This window comes from Pedobacter metabolipauper, assembly GCF_004362715.1.
In the GTDB taxonomy this organism is placed as follows: Bacteria; Bacteroidota; Bacteroidia; order Sphingobacteriales; family Sphingobacteriaceae; genus Pedobacter; species Pedobacter metabolipauper.
In genome coordinates this window covers 910051-933613 of sequence record NZ_SNYC01000003.1, presented here as the reverse complement: position 1 = coordinate 933613, position 23563 = coordinate 910051, and the positions used below count along the sequence as shown (strand labels likewise).

Sequence of the window (23563 nt, the reverse complement as noted above, 5' to 3'; positions counted from 1 at the left end):
TTAAGCGACCAACAGGCATTAAATTGTACTAAGTATTAGAATTGTACTGAAGGCATTTAGATAAGTACCACGTAGCCTTAACACGTAAAAAGTGGCAGGGTAAGGCTGATGAGGCAGCGTTCGTCTTCGCAGTTCTCAAACCTGAATTTAATACTTTCGTCGTTAAGCTGTTTGTAATTGTTTCCATAGCTTTCCAGATCGGCCAGCAGGATCTCATTGGCCCTCAGGCTGTAATCCATTTCGAGCGTCAGTTCTGCATCATCAATTAAAAGGATCATCTGGAGCGATACGGGCTGATTGGAGACTGCCTTACAAAAGGGTTCCAGGATATTGACCAGTGCAAGCGGGGCAAGGCATTTATTGGTGCTTTCACCCTGTACATTCAATACGACCTGCAGGTTGTTTTCGGTTTGATTTAACGAGATAAAGTGAACAAAGCTTTGCAGGGCATTCAACTCATCTGTAAGTCTCGTTTCTTCTTTTTTATTGCTGTATAAACGGTATCTGAGCAGATCAGAAAAGGTAAGGATGGATTCTGAAGTACTTTCTTCGTGGTTGCTTGCTGATTTTTTAAGCTGACCTAATGACCGCATTAAAAAATCAGGACTGATGTTCGTCTTTAGCAGATCCAGCTTTACCTGCTCAATTTCCATTTTCTCTTTGTCCAGCTCAAGCTGGGTATGTGTTTCTTCATTCTTCTCCATGAAAAATAAGATCACCGAGAAGATCAGAAAGTTCAATACATAGCCGTACAGGTTATCAAAATATTTGTCTTTAAGTGTATAACCTTTTGGGAAACTATGATTGCTCATCCGCACAAAGTTCTCGCTGAAAGCCAGATCAATTGCGCAAAAAACCAGGATACAGGAAACAACCAGTAACCAGAACGTTGCATTTTTGTTCCGCTTAAAGAAATAAGGGATCAGAAATAAACAATAGATATAAAAGAAGGACGCAATGATTAGATTGTCGAGTATAAAATGATGTAATATAACTTTTGGTGTGATCGGAACAGTGACAACCATCAGTGTTCCTACCAATAAAACCCAGATCCAATAGCCCACATGTGCCACCCAACGGTACTTGGTAAAATATACCCAGCGGTTCTTGTTGTTAATTTCTAATTCTACAATATTGGCCATCGCTTTACAAATTAATAATTAAATCGATCTCAAACTTGTCCTTTGCATTATTAATGGTCAATTGGTGACGTTTCGGATAGAGGATCTCCAGTCTCCGCTGAACATTTTTAAGTCCGATGCCGCCCTTGTATTCGGTAATGGCCTGTCCATGCTGGTTAAATGGCTTACTGTTTTGCAGTTTGAAGTGTACTGTATCATCTTTGGTTTCAATATCCATATTGATCCATGACTGTCCGAAACTCGTTTTGGTGCCATGTTTAAATGCATTTTCCAGAAAGTTGATCAGCAGCAGCGGTGCAATCTGCTTATCTTTCGAGCCCCCTTTAATATTTACCGTAACCGTGATCTGGTCTTCCTTATGACGAAGTTTTTCCAGGGCGATATAACTGTTTGCAAACGTAAATTCGTTTTCAAGCGGCACAAAATCTGATTTACACTCATAAAGCATGTAGTGCAGCAGGGATTCCAGCTTTTCGATGATGACCTGGGTCTGTTCAGATTTTTTTAAGCTGAGTGCGTAAATGTTATTTAAGGTATTGAACAGGAAATGCGGGTTTACCTGTGATTTTAAAAAGCTGCTTTCCAAGGCGATCTTTTGTCTCTTGAACTGTTCCAGGTTCCGGATGCCTTTCTGCTGGTCGTAGATGTCTATAAAGTAATAGAATGCAATAAAAACGGTGAGGGGAACGAAGAAATTGCCAAAATTGCGATTTAAGATCCGCATAAAGGTATAGTCAGGATTGCCGTTGATTGCAGGTGCCATATACATCAGCAGCTTAAAGATCCATATTTGAAGTAAAAAAAAGAATAAGAAGATCGCTAAAAACAGAAGCCATGCCCGGTATCTTTTGGGCTGTTTAAATAGTGGAACAACCAGAAAAAGGAATGAATAGGAAACTAAAAATAAGATGACATGCCGGATGGTAAAGATGATGACCGGAAGCGGGGCAGGGAATTTTTTGCTTTGAAAATAACCGCTTATCGCATAACTATACGTAACATAAGATAGCATCAACACCCAAAACAGCACATGTAATAGCCACCTGTAGTTCTTGAAAGTATCGGAAATATGTTTTTTTAAGGTCGTAATTGCCATTCGCTCGTAGAGCAAATTTATTCATTAGTTCAGGAATTAAAGAATAATCCGACCAGTTAACCGTATTTATTTCTTTACAGTAGTTTGTGATTTTCTAAAAGTAGTTTTGTTGCTTTTTAAAAGTAGTTTGGTTGCTTTCTAAAAGTAGCCTGGTTGTTTTCTAACATCAGCCGCTGATCGACACCCATATGATACGTACACTGGAAATAAATTTCTTACAATAGCCTTACAGTAGCTTGGTGATAGACATCCAAATGATACGTACACTGGAAATAATTACGATGGTAGCAACGCCGATAAACATTTTTTTCATAGGTAGTTTACCAACCAGGCGGGCTGCCAAAGGCGCAGCAATTACACCACCAACAATTAAGCCCAGGATGGATTGCCAGTGACTTACACCGAGCATAAAGAAGAAGGTAACTGCGCTGGCCATGGTTACAAAAAATTCGGTTAAACTTACCGAGCCGATCACATATTTTGGGGTACGTCCCTTAGAGATCAGGGTAGAAGTAACCAGTGGTCCCCATCCGCCACCGCCAAAAGAATCCAGGAAGCCGCCTGCACCAGCCAGCCAGCCCGCGCGTTTGATCTTTTGTGGTTTGGTCTTTTCTTTAAATGCATTGAGCAGAATGCGGATTCCTAACAATAGGGTATAAACGGAGATTACCGGTCTGATGTAGGTTGAGAAAGCTTCGCCGGCATAGCCCAATAATAAGGCACCTGCAATGGCACCAAGCACACCAGGAATAAGCAATACCTTAAACAGCTTTTTGTTGACATTACCAAAGCGGTAATGACTAAAACCAGATGCCCCGCTTGAAAACATTTCTGCAGTATGGATACTTCCGGAGATCACTGCAGGGTTTAATCCGCCGGAAAGCAGGAGTGTAGTGGATACCACACCATATCCCATTCCTAACGCACCATCAACCATCTGGGCCAGGAAACCAACCAGGAGCATCCACAAGAACTTTTCATCGGTTTGATCGTAAACGCTTTTTCCGAACTGAACGATTACATCGTAGGTCAGGTAAGAATAGAGTGCGTAGCCGATAAACAGAACGGCAAGGACAATAAGGCATACGTAAGCGATCTTTTTCCACTTACGTTCCTGAATTTTATTGTCTATGGTAATCCTGCTTTGATTTTCTTGTAAACTCATGCTTTTGTTTTTGATTGGTGTGATCCAGTTATTTTCATTCTTGCTTTACAGCTTCCCGGTAAATCCGGGATGATCTGGCGCATAAATGATGTTCCTGGTAACATCTTGTTTCTTAATAAAAAAATGAGGGTGTGCTGAAGTTATGCCCATCATTGCTGAGCATAACCCCTAACACCCTCGTGGTTTGAATTTAGGTTAGTTATTAGTTTACTTATTCAACAGGCCATCAAACGTAATGGCGGTATAGTAAAGACCGCCAAGCGTTGGTCCGCCGGCATATTGTACATAATGTTTATTAAATATATTGGTTGCACCTACTTTTATACTGGCTTTGGCCGTTGGAATTTTATAGGTAAACTGGGCATCAAAGGTGTTGAAAGCCGGAACCGTTCCGTTTACCAGCGGACTTTCCCACAGGAATTCCTGCTGCCATCTCCATACTACGTTAAAACCAAGGTTTTTAGCTATTTCACGATTACCGAAGGAGATGTTTGTAGCCCAGTTTGGCGTATTGAAACCGGTTACAAATACGTCTTTCTCCTTGTTCTCTGTGATGTTATTGTAGCTCACATTTCCGGCAATGGTATACAGCTTTAAGAAATTGTAAGTTAAGCCCAGCGAGGAGCCATAGTTATTGTATTTGTTTTTGGCATTGGTATAAACACGGTACCTGGTTTGCTGGTTGTTGCGGTTGGCAGCAAGCATTGCAATAACCGACTCATCACTTCCAACCGGAACCTGTGCACTTAAAGGAGCGGTACTGGTTCCCTGGTAGGGAACAGCAACTTCTACCTGACCTAAAAACCCGCTGTATTCGTTGCTGTAGGCATCGATATCGATAACCAGTTTATTATCGAACAGCACACTTTTATAACCGATCTCAAAAGAGTTGATCTGTTCTGGCTGGGTAGACTTCAGTATGGTAGCTTCCAGTAAGGCCCTGTTCTTTAAGGCGGCATCATTAGCTGTTAACCCGGTGGCTACATCTTTATTAACCGCTGCATTAAAGGTATTGATAGACGCTAAGGTGTAGGAGTTGTCCAGGTAATTTAACCCTTCATTGATGTAAGGAAGTCCGCCAACCCGACGGATATTTCCATTATTTACAAAAGATATGGCTTCAAACAGGGCAGGGAAGCGGTATCCGTTTTGGAAGGATGCCCTGAAGTTGTGTTTTTCTGCAACGGTGTATACGGCGGCAACACGCGGATTGAACTTGGCATCAAACTCCGGATTGTAATCTAAGCGAAGCGATCCGAATACTTTAAGTTTCTCGTTAAAGAACGTCTTGGTAACCTGTGTAAACGCACCAAATTTCTTGTAATATACGTTTTCACCGAAACTGCCATCTGCAAGGGGTTTGTTCCTGTCGGCATTTGGTCTGCTAAAATCCACAAAGTTATTTCCATCCGGGATCACTTCATAGATCCGGGCATCGGCACCGATCAGCAGGTCGACAAATTTAACCTTGCTGCTTAAGTCCCACTGTCCATCGGCATGGTAAGTTCTGCTGAGCTGGCGTAACCAGGCACCGCCGGTTGCCGGGGCATCACCGCCCACTACGCTTTTATGATCCCAGTTGTTGATCTTTACGATGGTGTTCTTTAGTTCATTAAATTGAGGTGTTCCCGGTTCTGCGCGACCAGCATCGGCTGCCTTTCTCGCCACTCTCAAAGCTTCCGCCAATGGCGTGCCTGCATTGATGGCATTTTGAAGCGCAGTTTTATATTTGGCGCCCCAAACTGAATTGGTGCCGCCGCTGGTAATGTCCAGGTTGTCTACCAACGGTTTAATGTTGTAAGAATCTCCGGTGTTCTCTATGGAAATGTAGGATTTGATGAAATAATCGTGACCTTTTAGTTCCAGCTTATGGTTTTGTACAACCACATTATCCAGCTGGATCTTGTTGCCGCGTTGAAATACACCATCCATTTTTCCTACCCGATACTGGTATGAAAGTTCTGCATTGTCTGTAAGGCGGTAATGCAGGGCCGCATCGAACTTAAGATTATCTACAATAGGGTTAACAACATCTTTTTCATAATAACCGGTACGTCTGACAATGATACTTTGATTGCCTGTTTTACCTGGGATATTTGTAATTCCGCTAATGGTAACAGCATTACTACCATTATCATCGCCATATTTGTTCCAGGCGTCATAGGCGGGGTTATTTTCATTTCCGTCAAGTTCCGGGAACGTTGGGTTGGCCGTATTCAGGTTGTTCGGGTTTTGATCTGTCCGTGTATCAGAAAGCCAGTCTGTACCTCTGAAGTAACTTAAGTTCACCTTGAATGCGAATTTATTGTTATAGGCTTTAGCATAGCGAAGGGCGGTTTCGGTGAGGTTGCTCAGGTTGCGGCCTGTACCGCCAACATGGTTTAAGCCCGTTTTACTGTATACACTTAGTCCCTCGTATTGAAAAGGACTTTTAGTGATCAGGTTGGCCATCCCGTTAATGGCGTTCATCCCGTATAGGGCTGAAGCAGCTCCGGGAGTAATCTCTACGCTGGCAATATCCAGTTCTGTTGGACCGATGGCATTACCCAGCGGTACACCAAGGGTGGCTGCCTGCATGTCTACTCCATCAACCAATTGTACAAAGCGAAAGTTATTTGGGATGTTAAAGCCCCTGGTATTGGGTACTTTAAAGGTAATGCTGGAAGTGGTCATCTGAACACCTTTTACGTTTTCAAGGGCATCGTAAAAACTTGGTGCCGGAGATTCCCGGATGGCCCGGATGTCCAGTTTCTCAATCGCTACGGGTGATTTTAAGATACTTTCTTCTACGCGGGATGCGGTAATTACCACTTCATTGCCCAGTAAGGTCTGTGTAACCAATGAAATATCCAGCTGCATTCCGGATTCTTTTACCACAAACTCCTGTGACTTGAAACCAACACTCGAAAATACGAGGGTGAATGGAAATTTAAGGCGGGTGCGGAGCCTGAATTTACCGCTCTGGTCTGAATTGGTACCAGCGATGGTTCCTTTGATCAGTACGGTTACACCGGCAAGCGGTTCTTTGGTTTCCTGGTCCTTGATGGTTCCGGACACTTCTATGAGTTGATTTTCTTGTGCTAAAGCGGGTTGCTTTTGAAGCAGGAGTGCGAATAATAATAAGCCTGGAATGGCCAATTTATAGATTTGGAATTTCATTAGATGGTTTGAATAAGATTTAACTGATGGGGTTAGTTGAGATGCAGATCTGGGGTACAGCACATCTGACAACAACAGGATTTGTTTCCGTCAGCAGGTTTCATAAAACCATCATAATTGGGAGCGTGTAGAATTTGTTTCATATAAAGTCTATCGAATTAGTAGACAATATTAATACAAGTATTTCGCAAAACAAAATATTATTGAAATTAATCGTTAATACGACCAATAAGAAGAGCCTTTGGATCACTCAATATTGTAAATTCGGGATTGTTGTTAAGCTGGTTTTATTCTGTAATAAGGGTAGGGTACGCTAACTTTTAGCCAGCAGTCGTGTTCTTTTTTGAAAACGCAGAAACAGCAGGACCGAGGCGGTAAGCAAGCCAAAGGTAAGGCCATACCATATTCCATTTACACCCATGCCCAGTGTAATGCCCAGCACATATCCAAGGGGGATACCGATAATCCAATAGGCTACAAAAGTGATGAGCGTTGGAATATTTACATCGCCAATACCCCTTAATACGCCAAGTCCCACAACCTGTGTTCCATCAAACAGCTGGAAAAAGCCGGCAATGATCAGCAGCTGTGAGGCAATATTGATAACGGCCCTGTCTTCGGTATAGAGATAGGGAAGTACGCTGCTAGCCACGGTAAAAAATAGAGCAGTTATGATCATGAAAAGAAGTATGACATGATAGCTGGCAATTGCGGATCGTCTCAGGTCTGTAAAGTTATTTTTACCGAGGTTGTTTCCTGTTTTAATGGTTGCGGCTGAGGCAATTCCACTGGCCATCATATAAGTTACTGCAGCAAGGTTTATGGCTACCTGGTGTGCGGCTTGCTCAACGGCACCGATGGTACCTATGATGATGGCTGCGCCACTAAATGCACTGATCTCAAAAGAATACTGCATGGCTACGGGTGCACCGATCCTGACAATCTTAAATGCACGTACTTTGTCGATAAACGTGATCCTGAATTTTTGGATATATAATTTGAAGTGTTTGGAGCGCATTACGAAAACTGCCATCACTGTGGCCATTAAAATCCGGTCGATCAGCGTACTTAAACCTACTCCTTTAACACCCATAGGTGCAATACCGAACAGGCCTTTTACAAAAATGACCCCCAGGATTACGTTGATCACGTTGCCCCAGATGGATACGTACATGGCTTGTTTGGTAAAGCCAAGCCCTTCTGTAAACTGCTTAAAGGTTTGAAAGATCATTAAGGGAATGATGGAGATGCCTAAATAACCGAGATACGGCTTGGCGTAGGCAACCACTTGCGGCGACTGGCCAATGTGATCAATAACCAATAAAGTACCCAGGTAAATGAGCCCATACAATAAGATGGAGGTGCAGAAGTTAATGATCAGGCTATTGGAAAGCAGTTTACCGCATTCATCATAGTTCTTGCTGCCGTTTTCACGCGCAATAAGCGGGGTTAAGCCATAGGCGATCCCCATACCAATGACCATGATCAGGGTGAACAGGCTGTTTACGAGCGATACAGCAGCCAGCTGGATGGTACCGGCGAAGTGCCCAACGATCACACTGTCTGCCAGATGTACCAGTGTATGTCCAAGTTGAGATACCACTATCGGCATCGCCAGCTTTAAATTATCTTTATAGTAGGGTTTATATTTGGTGTAAAATGTGCTCAGCATTGCTGCAAAAGTCGGTTATTTTACGCTAATATTTGGATACCTGCTTTAATTTTATGCTAAACTTGTGTAAAGTATTCTTCCTTTTCTGAGGTATGCGGACGGATCACGCCGCTGATAATGAGGCTTACCAGGATCTTTTGTGCTTGCCGGTAAGAGCTGCGTGTCAGTTTACTAAATTCCTTTAATGTGATCCTTCCCTGTGTTTCGAGGTATTCAAAAAGCTTCTTTTCCTGTTCAGTATAGGTAATGAGCTGTCCGCTGCTGCCATTGCTTTTTTTAATTACATCTACAATGATCTTACTGGCCAGGATACTTTTGTCCTTTACCCGGAAATAGACCCACCACTTTTTATTTTCATCGAGCGCATAATGCGGCTTGGTGTCACTGGCTGCAATTTTTACAACCAATACCAGTTTATCGTCTACATAAATCTCTTCAAATTCAGGCTCAATAGCAGGCTTGCAGAACTGGTGTGCAGACTTGGTGATCATATACCGCTCTTCATCTTCAGATTTTACCCCTTTTATACTGCCATCATCGGCTACGCCGATTAGCAGCTGCCCGCCTTTATTATTGGCAAATGCAACCAGGCTCTTTGCAATCTTTTCCGTACTTGTGATCGTTTTCTTGAAATCAAGCGTGGTTCCTTCGCCCTGTAAAATTAATCTCTTGATGTTCATCGCTTCAGCAGTTTAATATGCTCTTGTTATGCTCTATACGTTCTTTAAAAGCTCTTAAAACGCTCTTATGGGCTCTCAATACGCTCTCTAATACGCTATTCTTGGTTGTTCTCCCTGGTGAAGATTGCGCACATACACTTCGTTCATTACCGTGGCGCAGATCTCTCCATCTGCATTTGTAATTTCCATCGGGTAGGCTTTAACAAATTTTCCGCTTGTGTTTAAGGCGGTAATGGCCTCGTTTAGCATGTCGTCAGTAATAAGTATGGTAAAATACAAGGTTCCGCGACCAGGTTTAAGGTATTGAATGGACGCACTTTTTAACCATACCCGTGTTTTAAAGCCTTCGCGCCGAAGCAGCTGATCGAACAACAAGGCATAAAATGGATCGGTAGCTGCATAAATGGTGCCTCCAAAAATGGAACCGTTGTAGTTTTTATTTAATATGCTTTTATTGATCTTCACGTCGGCGCCCCTGAATCCTTTATGGAATTTCTTAACCCAGATGCGTTGAAACAATAAAGGTGGGTATAAATTTAAGACCCATTTAAGGGTTTTTTCTGATACAACCATGATGCTTAAATATCTGAAAGTTTATTGAACTATAAAATTTATAATATAATGTAATCGTAATTTTATACTTCGATGGTAAATTTACAGGGCTGTAACCGACTGATGTTCTTTGTTTTAATACGCTATAAATCTGATTGCCTTATTGCTTCGTTAGTATTGCTAACAAAACAAAAATCTATAAAAACAAAACAAGTATGAAAAAGCAATTTTTAAGCGTAGCAGCCGGGGTAGCCTTAATGGCATTGGTTTCTTCATGTGGTGGTTCATCTGATTCAGCATCAACTTCTACAGATTCGTCAATGACCGATACTTCAATGGCCGATACCACAATGGCTATGGAAAGCGGTGTTGAAGTTGGGGGTGCATTGATGGTACCTTCTAAAAACATTGTTGAAAATGCAATGGGATCCAGCGACCACACTACTTTAGTTGCAGCAGTTAAAGCAGCAGGCTTAGTAGAAACATTAAGCGGAACCGGACCTTTCACTGTATTTGCGCCAGTAAATGCTGCTTTTGATAAATTGCCTGCCGGAACGGTTGACAAATTGTTAAAACCAGAAATGAAAGCCGACCTGACGAAAATCTTAACGTATCATGTGGTTTCCGGAAGCTACAAAGCTGCCGATCTTAAAGATGGTATGGAATTGACTACTGTACAAGGCGGTAAACTTAAATTAACTCAAAAAGACGGTGCCTGGTGGGTTAATGATGCTAAAATTACCATTCCTGATGTGATCTCCAGCAATGGCGTAACTTTTGTTATTGACAGCGTGTTAATGCCGAAATAAGCATTTTTAATGCATAAATAATCTGAATATAATTAATTATTTTTTTTGAAGAGGCCTTTCTGATTTTCAGAAAGGCCTTTTTAATAGACTAAATCGCTGTTTTTTAAGTTAGTAAAAACTTTTATGTTTTGTGGGTGTTAATTAATCAGTTAGAATATTAAACCATTAAGTTAACCTTAAACCCGATCCTATGAAAAAGTTAATTTTAAGTCTTGCATTTGCTGGTTCATTGATGATGGCCACTTCTGCATGCAACTCAACGAAAAATGTATCAGATACGACAGATAGCAGTACTACTGACAGCTCTATGTTAGATACTGCAAACAGGGATACCACTGTGACTCCTCCTGATACTACTCAGATGCCGCCTGATACCACCAGGACGATGCCTCTTTAAGTAGGATAAGATCTTTAAAACTGTCTCAAACAGGTAAGGTTCCGGCTCAATTCCAGAACGACAGGAATGTTTATTCCTTCAGTCTGAATTTAATTCAGGTTCTTGCTTAGTTTTGAGGCAGTTTTTTTATGCCCGTTCATGGGCATGTGAAATATATTTCGCCGGTTGTAAATTTGTTTGTACTTTCAAAAAACCAAATTTAACTAACCACTATGAATGCTGATAAAAGCAGAAATGTATTTTTTTTAATCCTGGTAGCCGCTCTGGGCTACTTTGTTGATATTTATGACCTCTTATTGTTCCTGATCATCAAGAATAAAAGCCTATCGGCTTTAGGTGTTCCTGCAGATCAAATTACCGAAACCGGATTGCGTTTAATGAACTGGCAGATGGCCGGTTTATTGATTGGCGGGATCTTCTGGGGTATCCTTGGTGATAAAAAAGGCCGGTTATCGGTGCTTTTTGGTTCCATCATCATGTACTCACTGGCTAATATTGCCAATGGTTTTGTAACCAGTATTCCTGCATATGCTGCATTCCGTTTTATTGCTGGTATCGGCCTTGCCGGAGAGCTCGGTGCCGGAATTACCCTGGTTAGTGAAAGCATGAGTAAGGAAAAGCGGGGATATGGAACCATGCTCGTCGCCGGGATCGGTTTGATGGGTGCTGTAGCTGCTTATATTGTAGGTGATCTTTTTGAATGGCGAACTGCTTTTTTTGTGGGCGGTGGCCTTGGAATTATCCTGTTGCTGCTCCGATTCGGTGTTTTTGAATCGGGCATGTTTGAAAAAATGGCCAAAAACGAGGTGTCGCAGGGTAATTTCCTAATGCTTTTTTCTGACCGTAAACGTTTCTTCAGGTATCTGAACTGTATTTTGATTGCGGTTCCGTTATGGTTCGTGGTCGGGATCCTGGTAGGTATTGCGCCAGAATTTGGGAAGGCCATGGGTGCTACAGAAATTCTCGATAATGGAAAAGGGGTGATGTTCACGTACATCGGGATCTCATTGGGCGACTTTTTAAGCGGGGCATTAAGCCAGGTATTTAAAACCCGTAAAAAGATTGTATTTATTTTCATTACGCTTACCTTCATCACCATGCTGGTTTACTTGCTGAATACCGGATGGACTGCCAACCAGTTTTACATCCTTTGTGTGTTCTTTGGATTGTTTACCGGGTATTGGGTGATTTTTGTAACCATGTCTGCCGAGCATTTTGGTACCAACCTGCGGGCAACTGTAACCACCAGTGTGCCCAATATGGTACGCGGCTCACTGATTTTGCTCACGCTTTTGTTTCAGTTCTTATTGGCCAGGATCGGTATTATCAATGCGGCATTATGCCTGGCCTTTCTTACGGTGGGACTGGCTTATATTGCATTGTATAACCTGGATGAAACCTATGGGCGCGACCTGAATTTTATGGAAGAATAATGTCAAAAAAATGTACTATCTGCAATTTAAAGGCCGGTTCACTCTTTTAAAGGTTAACTTTGAGTCTAGTTTAAATCAAGATGGAGTTTAGAGATCAGGTAGTAGCGGCGTATCAGAAAATTCAGGATGAGATTTGCAGCAGTTTAGAGCTGGCAGATGGTAAATCTAAGTTTGAAGAGGAAATATGGAGCAGGGAAGGTGGAGGTGGCGGCCGTACCAGGATCATGCAGAATGGCAACGTAATTGAAAAAGGCGGTGTTAACTTTTCTGCTGTTCATGGTAAATTGCCCGCTGCTGTGAAGGAGGCTTTTAAAGTTGACAGTGATGACTTTTTTGCAACCGGTGTATCGATCGTTATGCATCCCTCTAATCCGTTTGTGCCCATTATCCATATGAATATCCGGTATTTTGAAATGGATGAACAGACGAGATGGTTTGGCGGCGGCATTGATCTGACGCCGCATTATGTGATTGATACCGATGCACGGTATTTTCACCACCTGTTAAAGCAGACCTGCGATGAATTTGATGCTTCCTTTTACCAGAAATTTAAAGCCCGTGCCGATGATTATTTTTACATCAAACACCGGGAAGAGACCAGGGGTGTTGGCGGTATTTTTTATGATCGCCTGAAGCCCGACAATACTGGCCTTTCCTTTGACCAGATCCTTGATTTCTCCGTTGCCGTGGGCAATACCTTTATACCTGCCTATACGGAATTGATAGACCGTAACCGGGATGCTGATTTTACAGCGGAACAACAGGAGTGGCAATATTTGCGGAGAAGCAGGTATGCTGAATTTAACCTGGTCTATGATGCAGGAACAAAATTCGGATTGGAAACAAATGGCCGGATCGAGTCGATCCTGATGAGTTTGCCACCACTGGCGAAGTGGGGTTACAATTTTCAGGCTGCAGCCGACAGCGCCGAATCTGATACGCTTAGTAAGCTAAAAAAGGGGATTAACTGGGTTTAATTCTGAACTTTCTCCGCTTAATTCATACTGTAAAACTTTTCAACAATGCGTCTTAATGGCGCATTTTTTATTAGATTCGCAAGGTTATAAGAATACCACATTTAAATCGTTCTTAAGGAACATTAATATTTATGGCTGAAGATTTAGAAAATCAACAAAACGACAAAATAATAAGAATCGATATTGATGAACAAATGAAATCCGCCTACATCGATTATTCGATGTCGGTAATCGTATCCAGGGCTCTTCCTGATGTACGTGATGGATTGAAACCTGTACACCGCCGTGTTTTATACGGGATGCTCGATCTGGGATTAGCAAACAATAAACCATATAAAAAATCAGCCCGTATTGTGGGTGAGGTACTTGGAAAGTATCACCCGCATGGTGACTCATCTGTATATAATACCATGGTAAGGATGGCCCAGGACTGGAGCTTACGTTACCTGATGGTTGAAGGACAGGGTAACTTTGGATCTATTGATGGTGACTCTCCGGCAGCAATGCGTTATACGGAGGCTCGTTTCCAGAAGATCGCTGAGGATATGCTGGCCGATATCAATAAGGATACGGTTGATTTCCAGTTTAACTTTGATGATTCCCTGCAGGAACCTACCGTTCTTCCATCTAAAGTTCCAAACTTGCTGATCAATGGTTCATCGGGTATTGCAGTAGGTATGGCGACGAATATGCCGCCACACAACATTACCGAAGTAATCAACGCGACGATTGCCTACATTGAAAATCATGAGATTACGATCCCTGAACTGATGAAGTTCATCAAGGCTCCTGATTTTCCTACCGGTGCCATCATCTATGGTTATTCTGGTGTTCAGGAAGCTTTTGAAACTGGCAGGGGCCGCGTAGTGATGCGTGCCAAAGCTGAGATTGAAACCCATAAAGACCGCGAAACCATTATTGTAACCGAAATACCTTACCAGGTAAATAAGGCCATGATGATTGAGCGTACTGCTGAATTGGTTGGTGAGAAAAAACTGGAAGGAATCTCAAACATTAAGGATGAGTCCAACAAGGACGGAATCCGGATTGTTTATGAAATAAAGCGTGATGCAAATGCATCCATCGTATTAAACAACCTGTTTAAACAAACGGCTTTACAGACTTCGTTCAGTGTAAACAACATTGCGCTTGTTAATGGCAGGCCGCAGATGTTAAACCTGAAAGACCTGATCCGTTACTTTGTGGAACACAGGCATGAAGTAGTGGTACGCCGCACCAAGTTCGAGCTTGCTGAAGCTCAAAAACGTGCCCACATTTTAGAAGGTTTACTGATTGCATTAGACCATTTGGATGAAGTGATCAAGTTGATCCGTGGTTCAGACACTCCTGAAGAGGCCAGAACCGGATTGATGGAGCAGTTTGGCTTAAGCGATATCCAGGCTCGTGCCATATTGGATATGACCTTGCGCAGATTGACTGGTCTGGAGCGTGATAAGATCAAAGATGAATTTAATGAATTGATGAAAACCATCGAATACTTACAATCTATTTTAGATGATGAAGGTAAACGGATGCAGATCATCAAAGACGAGCTGACAGAAATGATGGAGAAGTATGGTGATGAACGCCGTACCCAGGTTATCCACTCTGCAGAAGATATGAGTATGGAAGACTTCATTGAGGATGAAGATGTGGTAATCACCATCTCTCATGAAGGTTACATCAAACGTACCCCGGCTACTGAATACCGTACGCAGGGAAGAGGCGGTAAAGGTTCTAAAGGAAGTGATTCCAGAAATGAAGACTTTATTGAGCACTTACTGATTGCTTCTAACCACAACTACATGCTGTTCTTTACGGAGACCGGCCGTTGTTTCTGGTTAAGGGTATACGAGATTCCTGAAGGATCGAGACTGAGTAAAGGAAGAGCAATCCAGAACATCATCAATATCCCGAAAGAAGAGAAGATCAAAGCCTTTATTAAGGTTAAGAACCTGAAAGATCAGGATTACCTGGAGAACAATTACATCATCATGTGTACCAAAAAGGGAACGATCAAGAAAACTTCCTTAGAAGCGTATTCAAGACCGAGAGTAAATGGTATCAATGCAATTAACATCAATGAAGGCGATCAGCTGATTGAAGCGAGTTTAACTACCGGTTCAAGCGAGATTGTTATGGCTTTACGTTCCGGAAGGGCGATCCGCTTTAATGAGGCGACCGTTAGACCAATGGGAAGGACAGCTACCGGAGTTAGAGGTGTTACCCTTGCCCATGAAAAGGATGAGGTTGTTGGCATGATTGCTGTGGAAGATTCTTCAGCAACGGTGTTGGTGGTTTCAGAAAAAGGTTATGGTAAACGTACTGATATTGACGATTACCGCGTTACTAACAGGGGAGGTAAAGGTGTAAAAACCATTAACGTAACTGAAAAAACAGGAAACCTTGTTGCCATTAAAAATGTTACTGATGCAGATGATCTGATGATCATCAATAAATCTGGTATCGTGATCCGGATCGTTGTTAGCGAATTAAGAGTGATGGGAAGAGCAACTCAGGGTGTTCGTCTGATCAATTTAAAAGGTAATGACGAGATTGCTTCTGTTGCTAAAATTGAGCATGAAGATGACGTGGAAGAAGTTGATGGTGAAGCTGTAGTGAGTGCAGTGGTTACTGACGGTGAAGAACTGGAAGGACCAGCTGACGAAGCTCCTGAAGCTGATGAGGAAGAGTTGGATGAAGAGGAAACGGATGAAGACGAGGCTGACGAAGAAGATCCTGATAAGGAAGTATAATGTTGAACCAATAATAAATAAAATGAAAAAGATACTTTTAAGTATGTTGTTTGTAGGTGTTGCTTCGCTTGCAAATGCTCAAAAGAGTGAGATATCGGAAGCAAAAAAGCAATGGACAATTTTAGCGCTGGCTCAAAATAAACCGCTTGCTGATAATTTAAAGATCCTGAACGAGGGTTTGGCACATACGGACAAAGCGATTGTGCACGAAAAATCTAAAGGAATTGCTGAAGCATGGTCTTACCGTGCGCTTATTGCATCGAGAATTGCATTGATCGATTCTGTGGATATGCAAAATTCTTTGGCTAAGCAGAAAATCGCTGATGAGGCCATTGCTAAAGCGAAAGAACTGGACCCTAAAGGTGAAGAAAAAGCAAACATTGATAATGCAGTTTACAATGTAGACAATGCCGTACGTAACCGTGGTATCATTGCTTTTAACAAACAGGATTTTGCTACGGCTTTTGAAAACTTTACGGAAGTAACCCGCAGAACTCCCAATGATACTGCCATGTATATCAATGCAGGTATCGCAGCAAAATCATTAAAGAAATATCCGGAAATGATCAGCAATTTCAAAAAAGGAATTGAGCTGAACTATGCAGATCCTAAGGTATTGTATTCTGAAATGGTGAATGTAACGTTTGATGAGTTGAAAGATACCGTTGCCGGTCTTGCGCTTCTTAAGGAAGCTTCTGCAAAATTGCCTGAAGATTCTTACTTTATTGGTTTGGAAACAGATCTTTACATTAAAAAAGGAGATATCGCTAAGTCGCAGGAAATGCTTAAAAAGTTAATGGATAAAGATCCTAAAAATCCTACTTTCCACTTTTTAATGGGCGAAACCTACTTTAAACAAGCTTTAAACGTACAAACCGAGCGCAACAACCTGGATACTAAGAAAGTTAAGGAAAGTGCTGCATTGGCTACTAAGATCACTACGTTGATTGACCAGTCTATTCCTTTCTATAAAGCAGCTGTAGCATTGGATCCTAAACACGAAAACTCTTTGGAAAGCTTAAAGACAATTTATGCGTTTAAAGACGATAAAGTGAACTTCGAAGCGGTTAAAAAGCAACTTGAAGAAATAAAGAAATAGTTTTTCTTAAAATATTGAATATGAAAAGAGGGGTATTTATTATCCCTCTTTTTTTTTAAGTTTGTACAACTATGAACAAGATATCTTTTTTAAGCCCTATATTTTTTGTTTTTATATGCAGTACGGCGGCTTTCGCCCAGAAAAGCCAGGTTCAGATTGCCCGTAACAGCATTGGTAAATTACAGGCAGCCATCAATAGTAAACAGGATGTTAAAAAGCAACTGGATATTATAGGAGAGGGGATACGGGCAAGCGACGCGGCCAAAGGGGATAAGAAAACAAAGAAATGGCCGGAAACCTGGGCCATTAAGGCATACTTAAGTTCATATGTAGCCATTATTGACAGCGATGAAGGCAATTCTGACAGATATTATAATTTTGCAATCGAGGCCATAGATTCTGCAAGGAGACTGGATAAGTTTCAAGCCAATTCACGCCTGATTGAAGCCTCTGTGTATAACGTTTATATTAAGAAACAGGATAAAGCGAATGTTGCCTTTAAAAACAACGATTTCGCTACAGCATACAGCTTGTTAAAAGATGTGAGCGACTTTTTTCCAAAAGACACTTCACTGGCCATCAATACGGCGCTGGCAGCTCAAAATGTACGGGCATTTGACAATGCCTTAACCTATTTCAAAAGAGCCAAAGATAACGGGATCAAAGATCCGGTTGTTTTTCAAAATCTGGCCAGTATCTACAGCTCAAAGTTTGAACATGAACAAGCATTAAGAACCCTGGAAGATGGTATCAAGGTTAATCCGTATAACTCCAACCTGACTAACGATTATATCAACCTGTTGCTGGACAATGGAAAATACAATGAAGCCATTAAAGTAATTGAAACAACCTTAAAGGTAGAGGCCGGTAACAAACTACTTTATTTTCTTTATGGATACCTGCATCAGACCAATGCCAACTACAGTACTGCTGAGCTGGCCTACAATAAAGCCCTGACCATTGATGAGAATTATTTTGATGCCCTGTATCAAATGGGATTGGCCTATGTGAATTCTGCAAATGATGCTTTAAAAGCAAATAAGCCGGATCGGGCCCAAACATTCGTTGCAATGATCAACAGAGCGGAAGTAGCCTTATTGCAAGCCCATGAGATCAATCAGAACGATAAATCTACCGTGCAGCTGCTGATTGATATCTATTCCCGTAAAAACAGGCTGGACAAAGTCCAGGAGCTTAAAGCCAAGCTGGAAGAATTTTAAACTTTTTTTCTGTTTTTAACCAGTGTATTATACAAAGTGTATAAGTTAACTCACAGATCACTTAACATAATATTAATTATATGACAATTATTGATTAGGTAATTTATGCAGGTAAAACGTCATTAATCATCGTCCGAAATACATATTTTAGTCTTAAATTTGTGTCATGATTAATCGTCCGGTCAGAAGCATTCAGGATTTCCTATTGAGCACTTACTTTGCGGATGGTTTACGGATTACAGTTGGTGTACTTTGTCCATCATTAATCCTTGCACAGTTTGGAATGCTCCAATACGGAATGACGTTATCACTTGGCGCATTGTGTGTGAGCGTTGTCGATACGCCCGGACCAATTGTGCACCGCAGAAATGCAATGCTGATTACCACAGCATCCATTACGCTGATTTCCATTATTGTCGGCCTGACCAATAACAATAATTATTTTATTGGTGTATTGCTGGTTATCTGCAGCTTTATATTTTCTATGTTCTTTGTGTACGGCCTTCGTGCAGCTTCTATTGGAACCGCATCCTTGCTGGTTATGGTTTTGAGCATTGACGACATCAGGCCCTGGAATGAAGTTTTACTTTATGCTTTACTCATTTTTACCGGCAGTATTTGGTATACGGCATTAAGTTATACTTTTTACCGGATCAGGCCCTTTAGGATTGTACAGCAATCGCTGAGCGAATCCATTCATGTAATCAGTGACTTTTTAAGGGCAAAAGCTAAGTTTTACCACCAGAATACCAGTTACGATGATAACTACGCCGATTTGCTGCAGCTTCAGGTACATGTACATGAAAAACAGGATGCTGTGCGTGAGATTCTGTTTAAAACCCGCGAGATTATTCGGGATTCAACACCTGAAGGCCGTTTTCTTTTACTAGTCTTTGTTGATATGGTTGATCTTTTTGAGCAGATCATGTCCACCTATTACAATTACAAACAACTGCATGAGCAGTTTGATTCATCAGGAATTTTACTGCATTACGAGTCTGTGATCCGTAAGATTGCTGATGAGCTGGATGATATTGCATTTGCCCTTAAAAGCGGAGGCACCCCTAGCCTGCCCACTTCTCTTATTGAAGACGTAGAAAAGTTGAAAAATGAAATTACACAACTTGAATTAAACAATACAGATAATAAATATAACACGCTGGGAATATTAGCTTTAAAGAATATAGAAGTTAATATTGAGAACATTTTATCGCGGGTTAAAACCATAAACGGGTACTTTAATAAAAAGGAGAAAAAGAACCTAAAGCCCCGTAAGATCGATGTGGATCGTTTTGTAAGCAGTCAGAGTATTGATCTGGAGCTTTTGTATGATAACTTTACCTTTAGCTCTTCGATATTCAGACATTCTTTACGGGTTGCCATCGTGATGCTGGTTGGTTTTTTAGTTGCAAAGACCTTAAACTTTTCGCACAGCTATTGGATCTTGCTAACTATTCTGGTGATCTCTAAACCGGGTTTTAGCTTAACCAAGCAAAGAAATTACCAGCGACTTATTGGTACCGTGGCAGGTGCTTTTATTGGAATGGGCATATTGATGTATGTACACGATAAGAACACCTTGTTCGTGCTATTGCTGATCTGTATGATTGGATGCTACAGCTTTCAGCGTAAGAACTATGTAGTTAGCGTGTTATTTATGACCCCTTACATTTTAGTGCTGTTCGACTTTTTAGGTATGGGCGGATTGTCTGTGGCCAAAGAACGGATTTATGATACCATGATTGGATCAGGCATTGCGTTACTGGCCAGCTATTCACTGTTTCCAAACTGGGAATATGAGAAGCTTAAAGAAGCCATGGTTTCGATGGTCAATGCAAACCTGAATTATTTTGAACAGGTAACCTTCCTGTATGCTGAACCTGTTACTGACCTCACCAATTATAAAGTTGCCAGGAAAGAGGTTTATGTGGCTTCAGCAAATTTGGCTTCTCTTTTCCAACGGATGTTTTCTGAACCAAAGAGTAAGCAGATATTAATTAAAGAACTGCACCAATTTACGGCTTTAAATCATTTGTTGTCTTCTTATGTGGCTACATTATCATTGTATAAAAAGGAACACGCCTTTGAGTTTCCAAATTTCGAAGAATTAAAACCAGTTGTACAGAATACCACCTACTTGTTAAACATGTCGGTAGAAAACCTGGTAACTCCTAAGGAAGCAATTAATAATGTTCCATTGATCAGGAGAAACGGTACTGATGATGCCGCCCAAACAGGCGGGTTTGTGATCTCTGAGCAATTTGACCTCATTCAAAAAGTAGCATACGACATTTATAAGCTGTCCGAAAAAATTAAAATATAAAACTTCCCGGTGATTTTGTTGTTTTAATACTTTATACAAATCATTAAAATATTATGGAAAAGTTATATACGGCCTCTGTAACCGCTAAAGGCGGACGCGATGGTCACATTAAATCAAGCGACGGAATTATTGACATGGAATTGAGAAAACCCAGAGAAATGGGTGGCCAGGGTGGTTCTTCTAATCCGGAGCAGTTATTTGCTGGTGCATGGGGTGCTTGTTATTTAGGTGCATTGGGTTCTGTTGCAGAACATGGGGGTGTTGATGTTTCTGAAGCTAATGTTCAGGTACATGTTTCATTCAATAAAGATGGCAATTCATTTGTGCTGTCCGCAGATCTTGATGTTCATATTCCGGGAATTTCTATTGAAGAAGCACAGCAACTTGCAGAGAAAGCACACCGTGCGTGTCCGTATTCTAAAGCGGTACGTGGTAATATCGAGACCAGGATTACAGCGATCTAATTAAAGCGTTTTTTATACAACAGAGCCTGTGATCATGATTATGACACAGGCTCTGTTGTAATAGGTTATATTATTCAGTAATAAATCCTGAAGTCCATTCATCTTTAGAATAAACAAATTCTATATCAAAGTAGTAATTTACTCGCTAATCCGAGCAGTAATAAAAATCCAAATACGTCTGTAAAAGTAGTGATGATAATAGATGAAGCAATAGCAGGGTCTATCCCTACCCTTTTCAATATCAATGGAATTCCGGCTCCGGTAATACCCGCAATCAGTAAGTTACCCGTCATGGCCAGGAAGATCACCAATCCAAGTAATGGATTGGAGTCAAAGAATAAGGCGAAAAGGAAAACGATCAGTCCCGTTACCGCTCCGTTTATGGCCCCTACGGTAAATTCTTTTAAAACCGTACGATATGCCTGGTTATCGGTAAGATCGTACAGGGAGATCCTTCTTACGGTAACGGCAAGGGCTTGCGTAGCTGCATTACCGCCCATGCCTGCAATAATGGTCATATAGGCCGATAAAACAGCAATCTTTTCAATGGTTGGTCCGAAGTGGCGCACTACGCCCGAAGCCAGGAATGCAGTGCCAAGGTTTAGTACCAGCCAGGGCAAACGCGATTTAACAGCTTCTACCCAGTTACCACTTAGTTCCTCGTCTTCAGAAACCCCGGAGATCTTTAACATATCTTCCGTATTCTCTTCCTGTAAAACGTCGATAACGTCATCAAACGTGACGCGGCCAAGCAGCCTCATATCGGTATCTAAAACGGGAATACTCGTAATGTTATATTGGGAAATTAGCCGGGCTACTTCTTCCTGGTCTGTATCCGGATATACCCAGGCTACCTCAGCTTTTACAAGTTCTGTTATTTTAGCATTACCCTTCGCTTTAATGATATCTTTTAAGGATACGATACCCTGAAAAACATTGTCGTCATTGATGACAAATATGGTGTAGAACTCTTCAATCTCTTCACTCTGACGGATGATCTCATCAATGGCATCCTTCTTTGTCAGATTCAGGTTGATCCGGATAAACTCGGTGTTCATCAAACCACCGGCAGTTTCCTCGTCGTAACTTAAGAGGTTACGGATGCTGGAAGCATCGTCTTCGCTTAGGTCTTCCAGGATCTCTTTCTGCTCGTGCTCTTCAAGCTGAGAGATAATATCTGTTGCATCGTCATAATCGAGCTCTTCAACAATCTCTGTACGCTTATCAGGATGCATCTGCAGCAGCAGTTCTTCCGGATGCGATTCTTCGTGCATCTCGGATATAACTTCTGAGGCGATCTCTACAGATAGAAGATTGATGATCCGCTGCCTGTCATCACTGGTCAGGCTTTCAAAGAGTATTGCAATTTCTGAGGCATGGTATTCCTCCAGAATGGCTTTTAGCTGTTCATCACTACCGGCAAGGGCCCCTTTTATCTTAGATACGTCTGTTCTGTCTAGATCGAAAGATTGCATACGATGCTAAGGTAAGCATAATCGGTACTATTTAAACCATCCTTTGCGCCAGAAGTAAAGGATTTGTGCGAATGCTATGGCTCCCATAAACAGCATGATGTATAAATAGCCATTTTCCTGGTACAGTTCCGGCATATTTTTAGGCATTATCTTACCGGTTACCGGATCTTCATAGGCAAAATTCATCCCATAAATACCAGCAATGAATGTTAAAGGGATAAATATGGAAGATATTACGGTTAAAACCTTCATGATCTCATTCATCCGGTTACTGATAACTGATAAGTACATATCTATATTACTCACGGAGATCTCTTTCAGGGATTCTACAATATCAATGATCTGGATGCAGTGATCGTACGCATCCTTGACAAAGAGTTTTGTTTGGTCGGAAATTAATGGGCTGTCACTACGGAGAATGTCATTTAGTTTATCACGCTCAGGCCATACTACCCGCCTGATGCCGATTAGGTTTCTCTTGATCATTTGCGTGTCGTACATTACACTCTTATCCGGTTTCTCAAACAGACGGTCTTCAATCGTGTCCAGCTCCTCTCCCCAGTCCTGAAGAATTTCAAAATAAGTATCTACAATAATATCCATCAGGGCATACATGATATAGCTGCTGCCGGCAGTCCGGATATTACCTTTTCCGGCTTTCAAACGCGTGATGACCGGATCAAGGCAATCCTGGTGACTTTCCTGAAAGGAGAATAAGGCATTGTCTGTAAGAATATAAGAAACCTGAACATTATCCAGATCGTTATTGTCATCTATTCGGAGCATCCGGCTGATGGCAAACACATAGTCGTCATATTCTTCCAGCTTTGGACGCTGGTAGGTTCTGGTGATGTCTTCTAAGATTAACTTGTTAATATTGAAATCGATATTTAACGTTTCAAACATTTCAATTGATCCAAAACCTTTAATCTGGATCCAGTACGTATAGTTTTTATCCGCAATGATTTCTGCTACACGCTTTAGATCGCCTAATTCTTCAACACTAAAATGATCCGCATTGTACTTATAGATGTTGATGATCGGATCTAATGCATTTGGATCGATGTAAACCAAACCAGGGCTCGATCCGGCCTTTGGCAAAGAATATTGCTTGCGTCTTTTGTGCCTTTGCTTTTTGGTCATG

18 protein-coding genes are annotated in these 23563 nt (G+C 41.5%); 9 read left to right on the top strand and 9 right to left on the bottom strand.

The genetic code is table 11. The features are described from left to right. Positions 1–77 precede the first annotated feature (77 nt). The 7 genes from ATK78_RS03955 to ATK78_RS03925 form a co-directional block, all read right to left on the bottom strand. Complete coding sequence (locus ATK78_RS03955) at positions 78–1142, bottom strand: histidine kinase (RefSeq protein WP_133574746.1); 1065 nt, start codon at positions 1140–1142, stop codon at positions 78–80. Between the two features lie 4 nt (positions 1143–1146). Then, complete coding sequence (locus ATK78_RS03950) at positions 1147–2238, bottom strand: sensor histidine kinase (RefSeq protein WP_133574745.1); 1092 nt, start codon at positions 2236–2238, stop codon at positions 1147–1149. A gap of 226 nt (positions 2239–2464) precedes the next feature. Further along, entirely contained in the window at positions 2465–3403 is a 939-nt protein-coding gene (locus ATK78_RS03945; RefSeq protein WP_133574744.1) for a sulfite exporter TauE/SafE family protein, read from the bottom strand. A 207-nt stretch (positions 3404–3610) separates the two neighbouring features. Then, complete coding sequence (locus ATK78_RS03940; RefSeq protein WP_133574743.1) at positions 3611–6562, bottom strand: TonB-dependent receptor; 2952 nt, start codon at positions 6560–6562, stop codon at positions 3611–3613. Positions 6563–6875: 313 nt separating this feature from the next. After that, positions 6876–8234 (bottom strand): MATE family efflux transporter, encoded by a 1359-nt coding sequence (locus ATK78_RS03935; protein WP_133574742.1) that lies wholly within the window; start codon positions 8232–8234, stop codon positions 6876–6878. 56 nt (positions 8235–8290) lie between these two features. Beyond that, the gene (locus ATK78_RS03930) at positions 8291–8914 is read right to left on the bottom strand and encodes an AlbA family DNA-binding domain-containing protein (protein ID WP_133574741.1); all 624 of its coding nucleotides are present in this window, start codon (positions 8912–8914) and stop codon (positions 8291–8293) included. A gap of 87 nt (positions 8915–9001) precedes the next feature. Then, positions 9002–9487 (bottom strand): DUF4442 domain-containing protein, encoded by a 486-nt coding sequence (locus ATK78_RS03925; RefSeq protein ID WP_133574740.1) that lies wholly within the window; start codon positions 9485–9487, stop codon positions 9002–9004. Between the two features lie 299 nt (positions 9488–9786). Here ATK78_RS03925 and ATK78_RS03920 point away from each other — a divergent pair, with 299 nt between their 5' ends. The 9 genes from ATK78_RS03920 to ATK78_RS03880 all read left to right on the top strand — a co-directional run bounded on the left by ATK78_RS03920 (position 9787) and on the right by ATK78_RS03880 (position 20944). Further along, the gene (locus tag ATK78_RS03920) at positions 9787–10275 is read left to right on the top strand and encodes a fasciclin domain-containing protein (protein WP_243732462.1); all 489 of its coding nucleotides are present in this window, start codon (positions 9787–9789) and stop codon (positions 10273–10275) included. 190 nt (positions 10276–10465) lie between these two features. Then, entirely contained in the window at positions 10466–10672 is a 207-nt protein-coding gene (locus ATK78_RS03915) for a coproporphyrinogen III oxidase (protein WP_133574738.1), read from the top strand. Positions 10673–10884: 212 nt separating this feature from the next. After that, positions 10885–12105, top strand: coding sequence for an MFS transporter (locus tag ATK78_RS03910; RefSeq protein ID WP_133574737.1), 1221 nt, complete (start codon positions 10885–10887; stop codon positions 12103–12105). An 80-nt stretch (positions 12106–12185) separates the two neighbouring features. Then, the gene (gene hemF / locus ATK78_RS03905; protein WP_133574736.1) at positions 12186–13082 is read left to right on the top strand and encodes an oxygen-dependent coproporphyrinogen oxidase; all 897 of its coding nucleotides are present in this window, start codon (positions 12186–12188) and stop codon (positions 13080–13082) included. 131 nt (positions 13083–13213) lie between these two features. Continuing rightward, positions 13214–15838 carry a DNA gyrase subunit A gene (gene gyrA, locus ATK78_RS03900; RefSeq protein WP_133574735.1) on the top strand — a complete coding sequence of 875 codons (2625 nt, stop codon included), beginning with the start codon at positions 13214–13216 and terminating at the stop codon, positions 15836–15838. A gap of 22 nt (positions 15839–15860) precedes the next feature. Then, the gene (locus ATK78_RS03895) at positions 15861–16937 is read left to right on the top strand and encodes a tetratricopeptide repeat protein (RefSeq protein ID WP_133574734.1); all 1077 of its coding nucleotides are present in this window, start codon (positions 15861–15863) and stop codon (positions 16935–16937) included. Between the two features lie 71 nt (positions 16938–17008). Continuing rightward, positions 17009–18157, top strand: coding sequence for a tetratricopeptide repeat protein (locus ATK78_RS03890; RefSeq protein ID WP_133574733.1), 1149 nt, complete (start codon positions 17009–17011; stop codon positions 18155–18157). Positions 18158–18323: 166 nt separating this feature from the next. After that, complete coding sequence (locus ATK78_RS03885; protein ID WP_133574732.1) at positions 18324–20480, top strand: FUSC family protein; 2157 nt, start codon at positions 18324–18326, stop codon at positions 20478–20480. A 53-nt stretch (positions 20481–20533) separates the two neighbouring features. Then, positions 20534–20944 carry an organic hydroperoxide resistance protein gene (locus tag ATK78_RS03880; protein WP_133574731.1) on the top strand — a complete coding sequence of 137 codons (411 nt, stop codon included), beginning with the start codon at positions 20534–20536 and terminating at the stop codon, positions 20942–20944. Positions 20945–21069: 125 nt separating this feature from the next. On the opposite strand, the gene mgtE is transcribed toward ATK78_RS03880, so the two are convergent. After that, a complete protein-coding gene (mgtE, locus tag ATK78_RS03875) occupies positions 21070–22419 on the bottom strand; it encodes a magnesium transporter (protein WP_133574730.1) in 1350 nt (449 codons plus the stop codon). Positions 22420–22446: 27 nt separating this feature from the next. Continuing rightward, the gene (gene corA / locus ATK78_RS03870) at positions 22447–23562 is read right to left on the bottom strand and encodes a magnesium/cobalt transporter CorA (RefSeq protein WP_133574729.1); all 1116 of its coding nucleotides are present in this window, start codon (positions 23560–23562) and stop codon (positions 22447–22449) included. Position 23563: the final 1 nt, after the last annotated feature.

Excerpts from the sequence above, each read along its gene's own strand:
- ATK78_RS03890 (WP_133574733.1), top strand. The coding sequence starts at position 17,009 with ATGAACAAGATATCTTTTTTAAGCCCTATATTTTTTGTTTTTATATGC.
- ATK78_RS03935 (WP_133574742.1), bottom strand. The coding sequence starts at position 8,234 with ATGCTGAGCACATTTTACACCAAATATAAACCCTACTATAAAGATAAT.
- ATK78_RS03880 (WP_133574731.1), top strand. The coding sequence starts at position 20,534 with ATGGAAAAGTTATATACGGCCTCTGTAACCGCTAAAGGCGGACGCGAT.
- hemF (WP_133574736.1), top strand. The coding sequence starts at position 12,186 with ATGGAGTTTAGAGATCAGGTAGTAGCGGCGTATCAGAAAATTCAGGAT.
- ATK78_RS03950 (WP_133574745.1), bottom strand. The coding sequence starts at position 2,238 with ATGGCAATTACGACCTTAAAAAAACATATTTCCGATACTTTCAAGAAC.
- ATK78_RS03920 (WP_243732462.1), top strand. The coding sequence starts at position 9,787 with ATGACCGATACTTCAATGGCCGATACCACAATGGCTATGGAAAGCGGT.
- mgtE (WP_133574730.1), bottom strand. The coding sequence starts at position 22,419 with ATGCAATCTTTCGATCTAGACAGAACAGACGTATCTAAGATAAAAGGG.
- ATK78_RS03910 (WP_133574737.1), top strand. The coding sequence starts at position 10,885 with ATGAATGCTGATAAAAGCAGAAATGTATTTTTTTTAATCCTGGTAGCC.
- ATK78_RS03955 (WP_133574746.1), bottom strand. The coding sequence starts at position 1,142 with ATGGCCAATATTGTAGAATTAGAAATTAACAACAAGAACCGCTGGGTA.
- ATK78_RS03940 (WP_133574743.1), bottom strand. The coding sequence starts at position 6,562 with ATGAAATTCCAAATCTATAAATTGGCCATTCCAGGCTTATTATTATTC.
- ATK78_RS03925 (WP_133574740.1), bottom strand. The coding sequence starts at position 9,487 with ATGGTTGTATCAGAAAAAACCCTTAAATGGGTCTTAAATTTATACCCA.
- ATK78_RS03915 (WP_133574738.1), top strand. The coding sequence starts at position 10,466 with ATGAAAAAGTTAATTTTAAGTCTTGCATTTGCTGGTTCATTGATGATG.
- gyrA (WP_133574735.1), top strand. The coding sequence starts at position 13,214 with ATGGCTGAAGATTTAGAAAATCAACAAAACGACAAAATAATAAGAATC.
- ATK78_RS03885 (WP_133574732.1), top strand. The coding sequence starts at position 18,324 with ATGATTAATCGTCCGGTCAGAAGCATTCAGGATTTCCTATTGAGCACT.
- ATK78_RS03930 (WP_133574741.1), bottom strand. The coding sequence starts at position 8,914 with ATGAACATCAAGAGATTAATTTTACAGGGCGAAGGAACCACGCTTGAT.
- ATK78_RS03895 (WP_133574734.1), top strand. The coding sequence starts at position 15,861 with ATGAAAAAGATACTTTTAAGTATGTTGTTTGTAGGTGTTGCTTCGCTT.
- ATK78_RS03945 (WP_133574744.1), bottom strand. The coding sequence starts at position 3,403 with ATGAGTTTACAAGAAAATCAAAGCAGGATTACCATAGACAATAAAATT.
- corA (WP_133574729.1), bottom strand. The coding sequence starts at position 23,562 with ATGACCAAAAAGCAAAGGCACAAAAGACGCAAGCAATATTCTTTGCCA.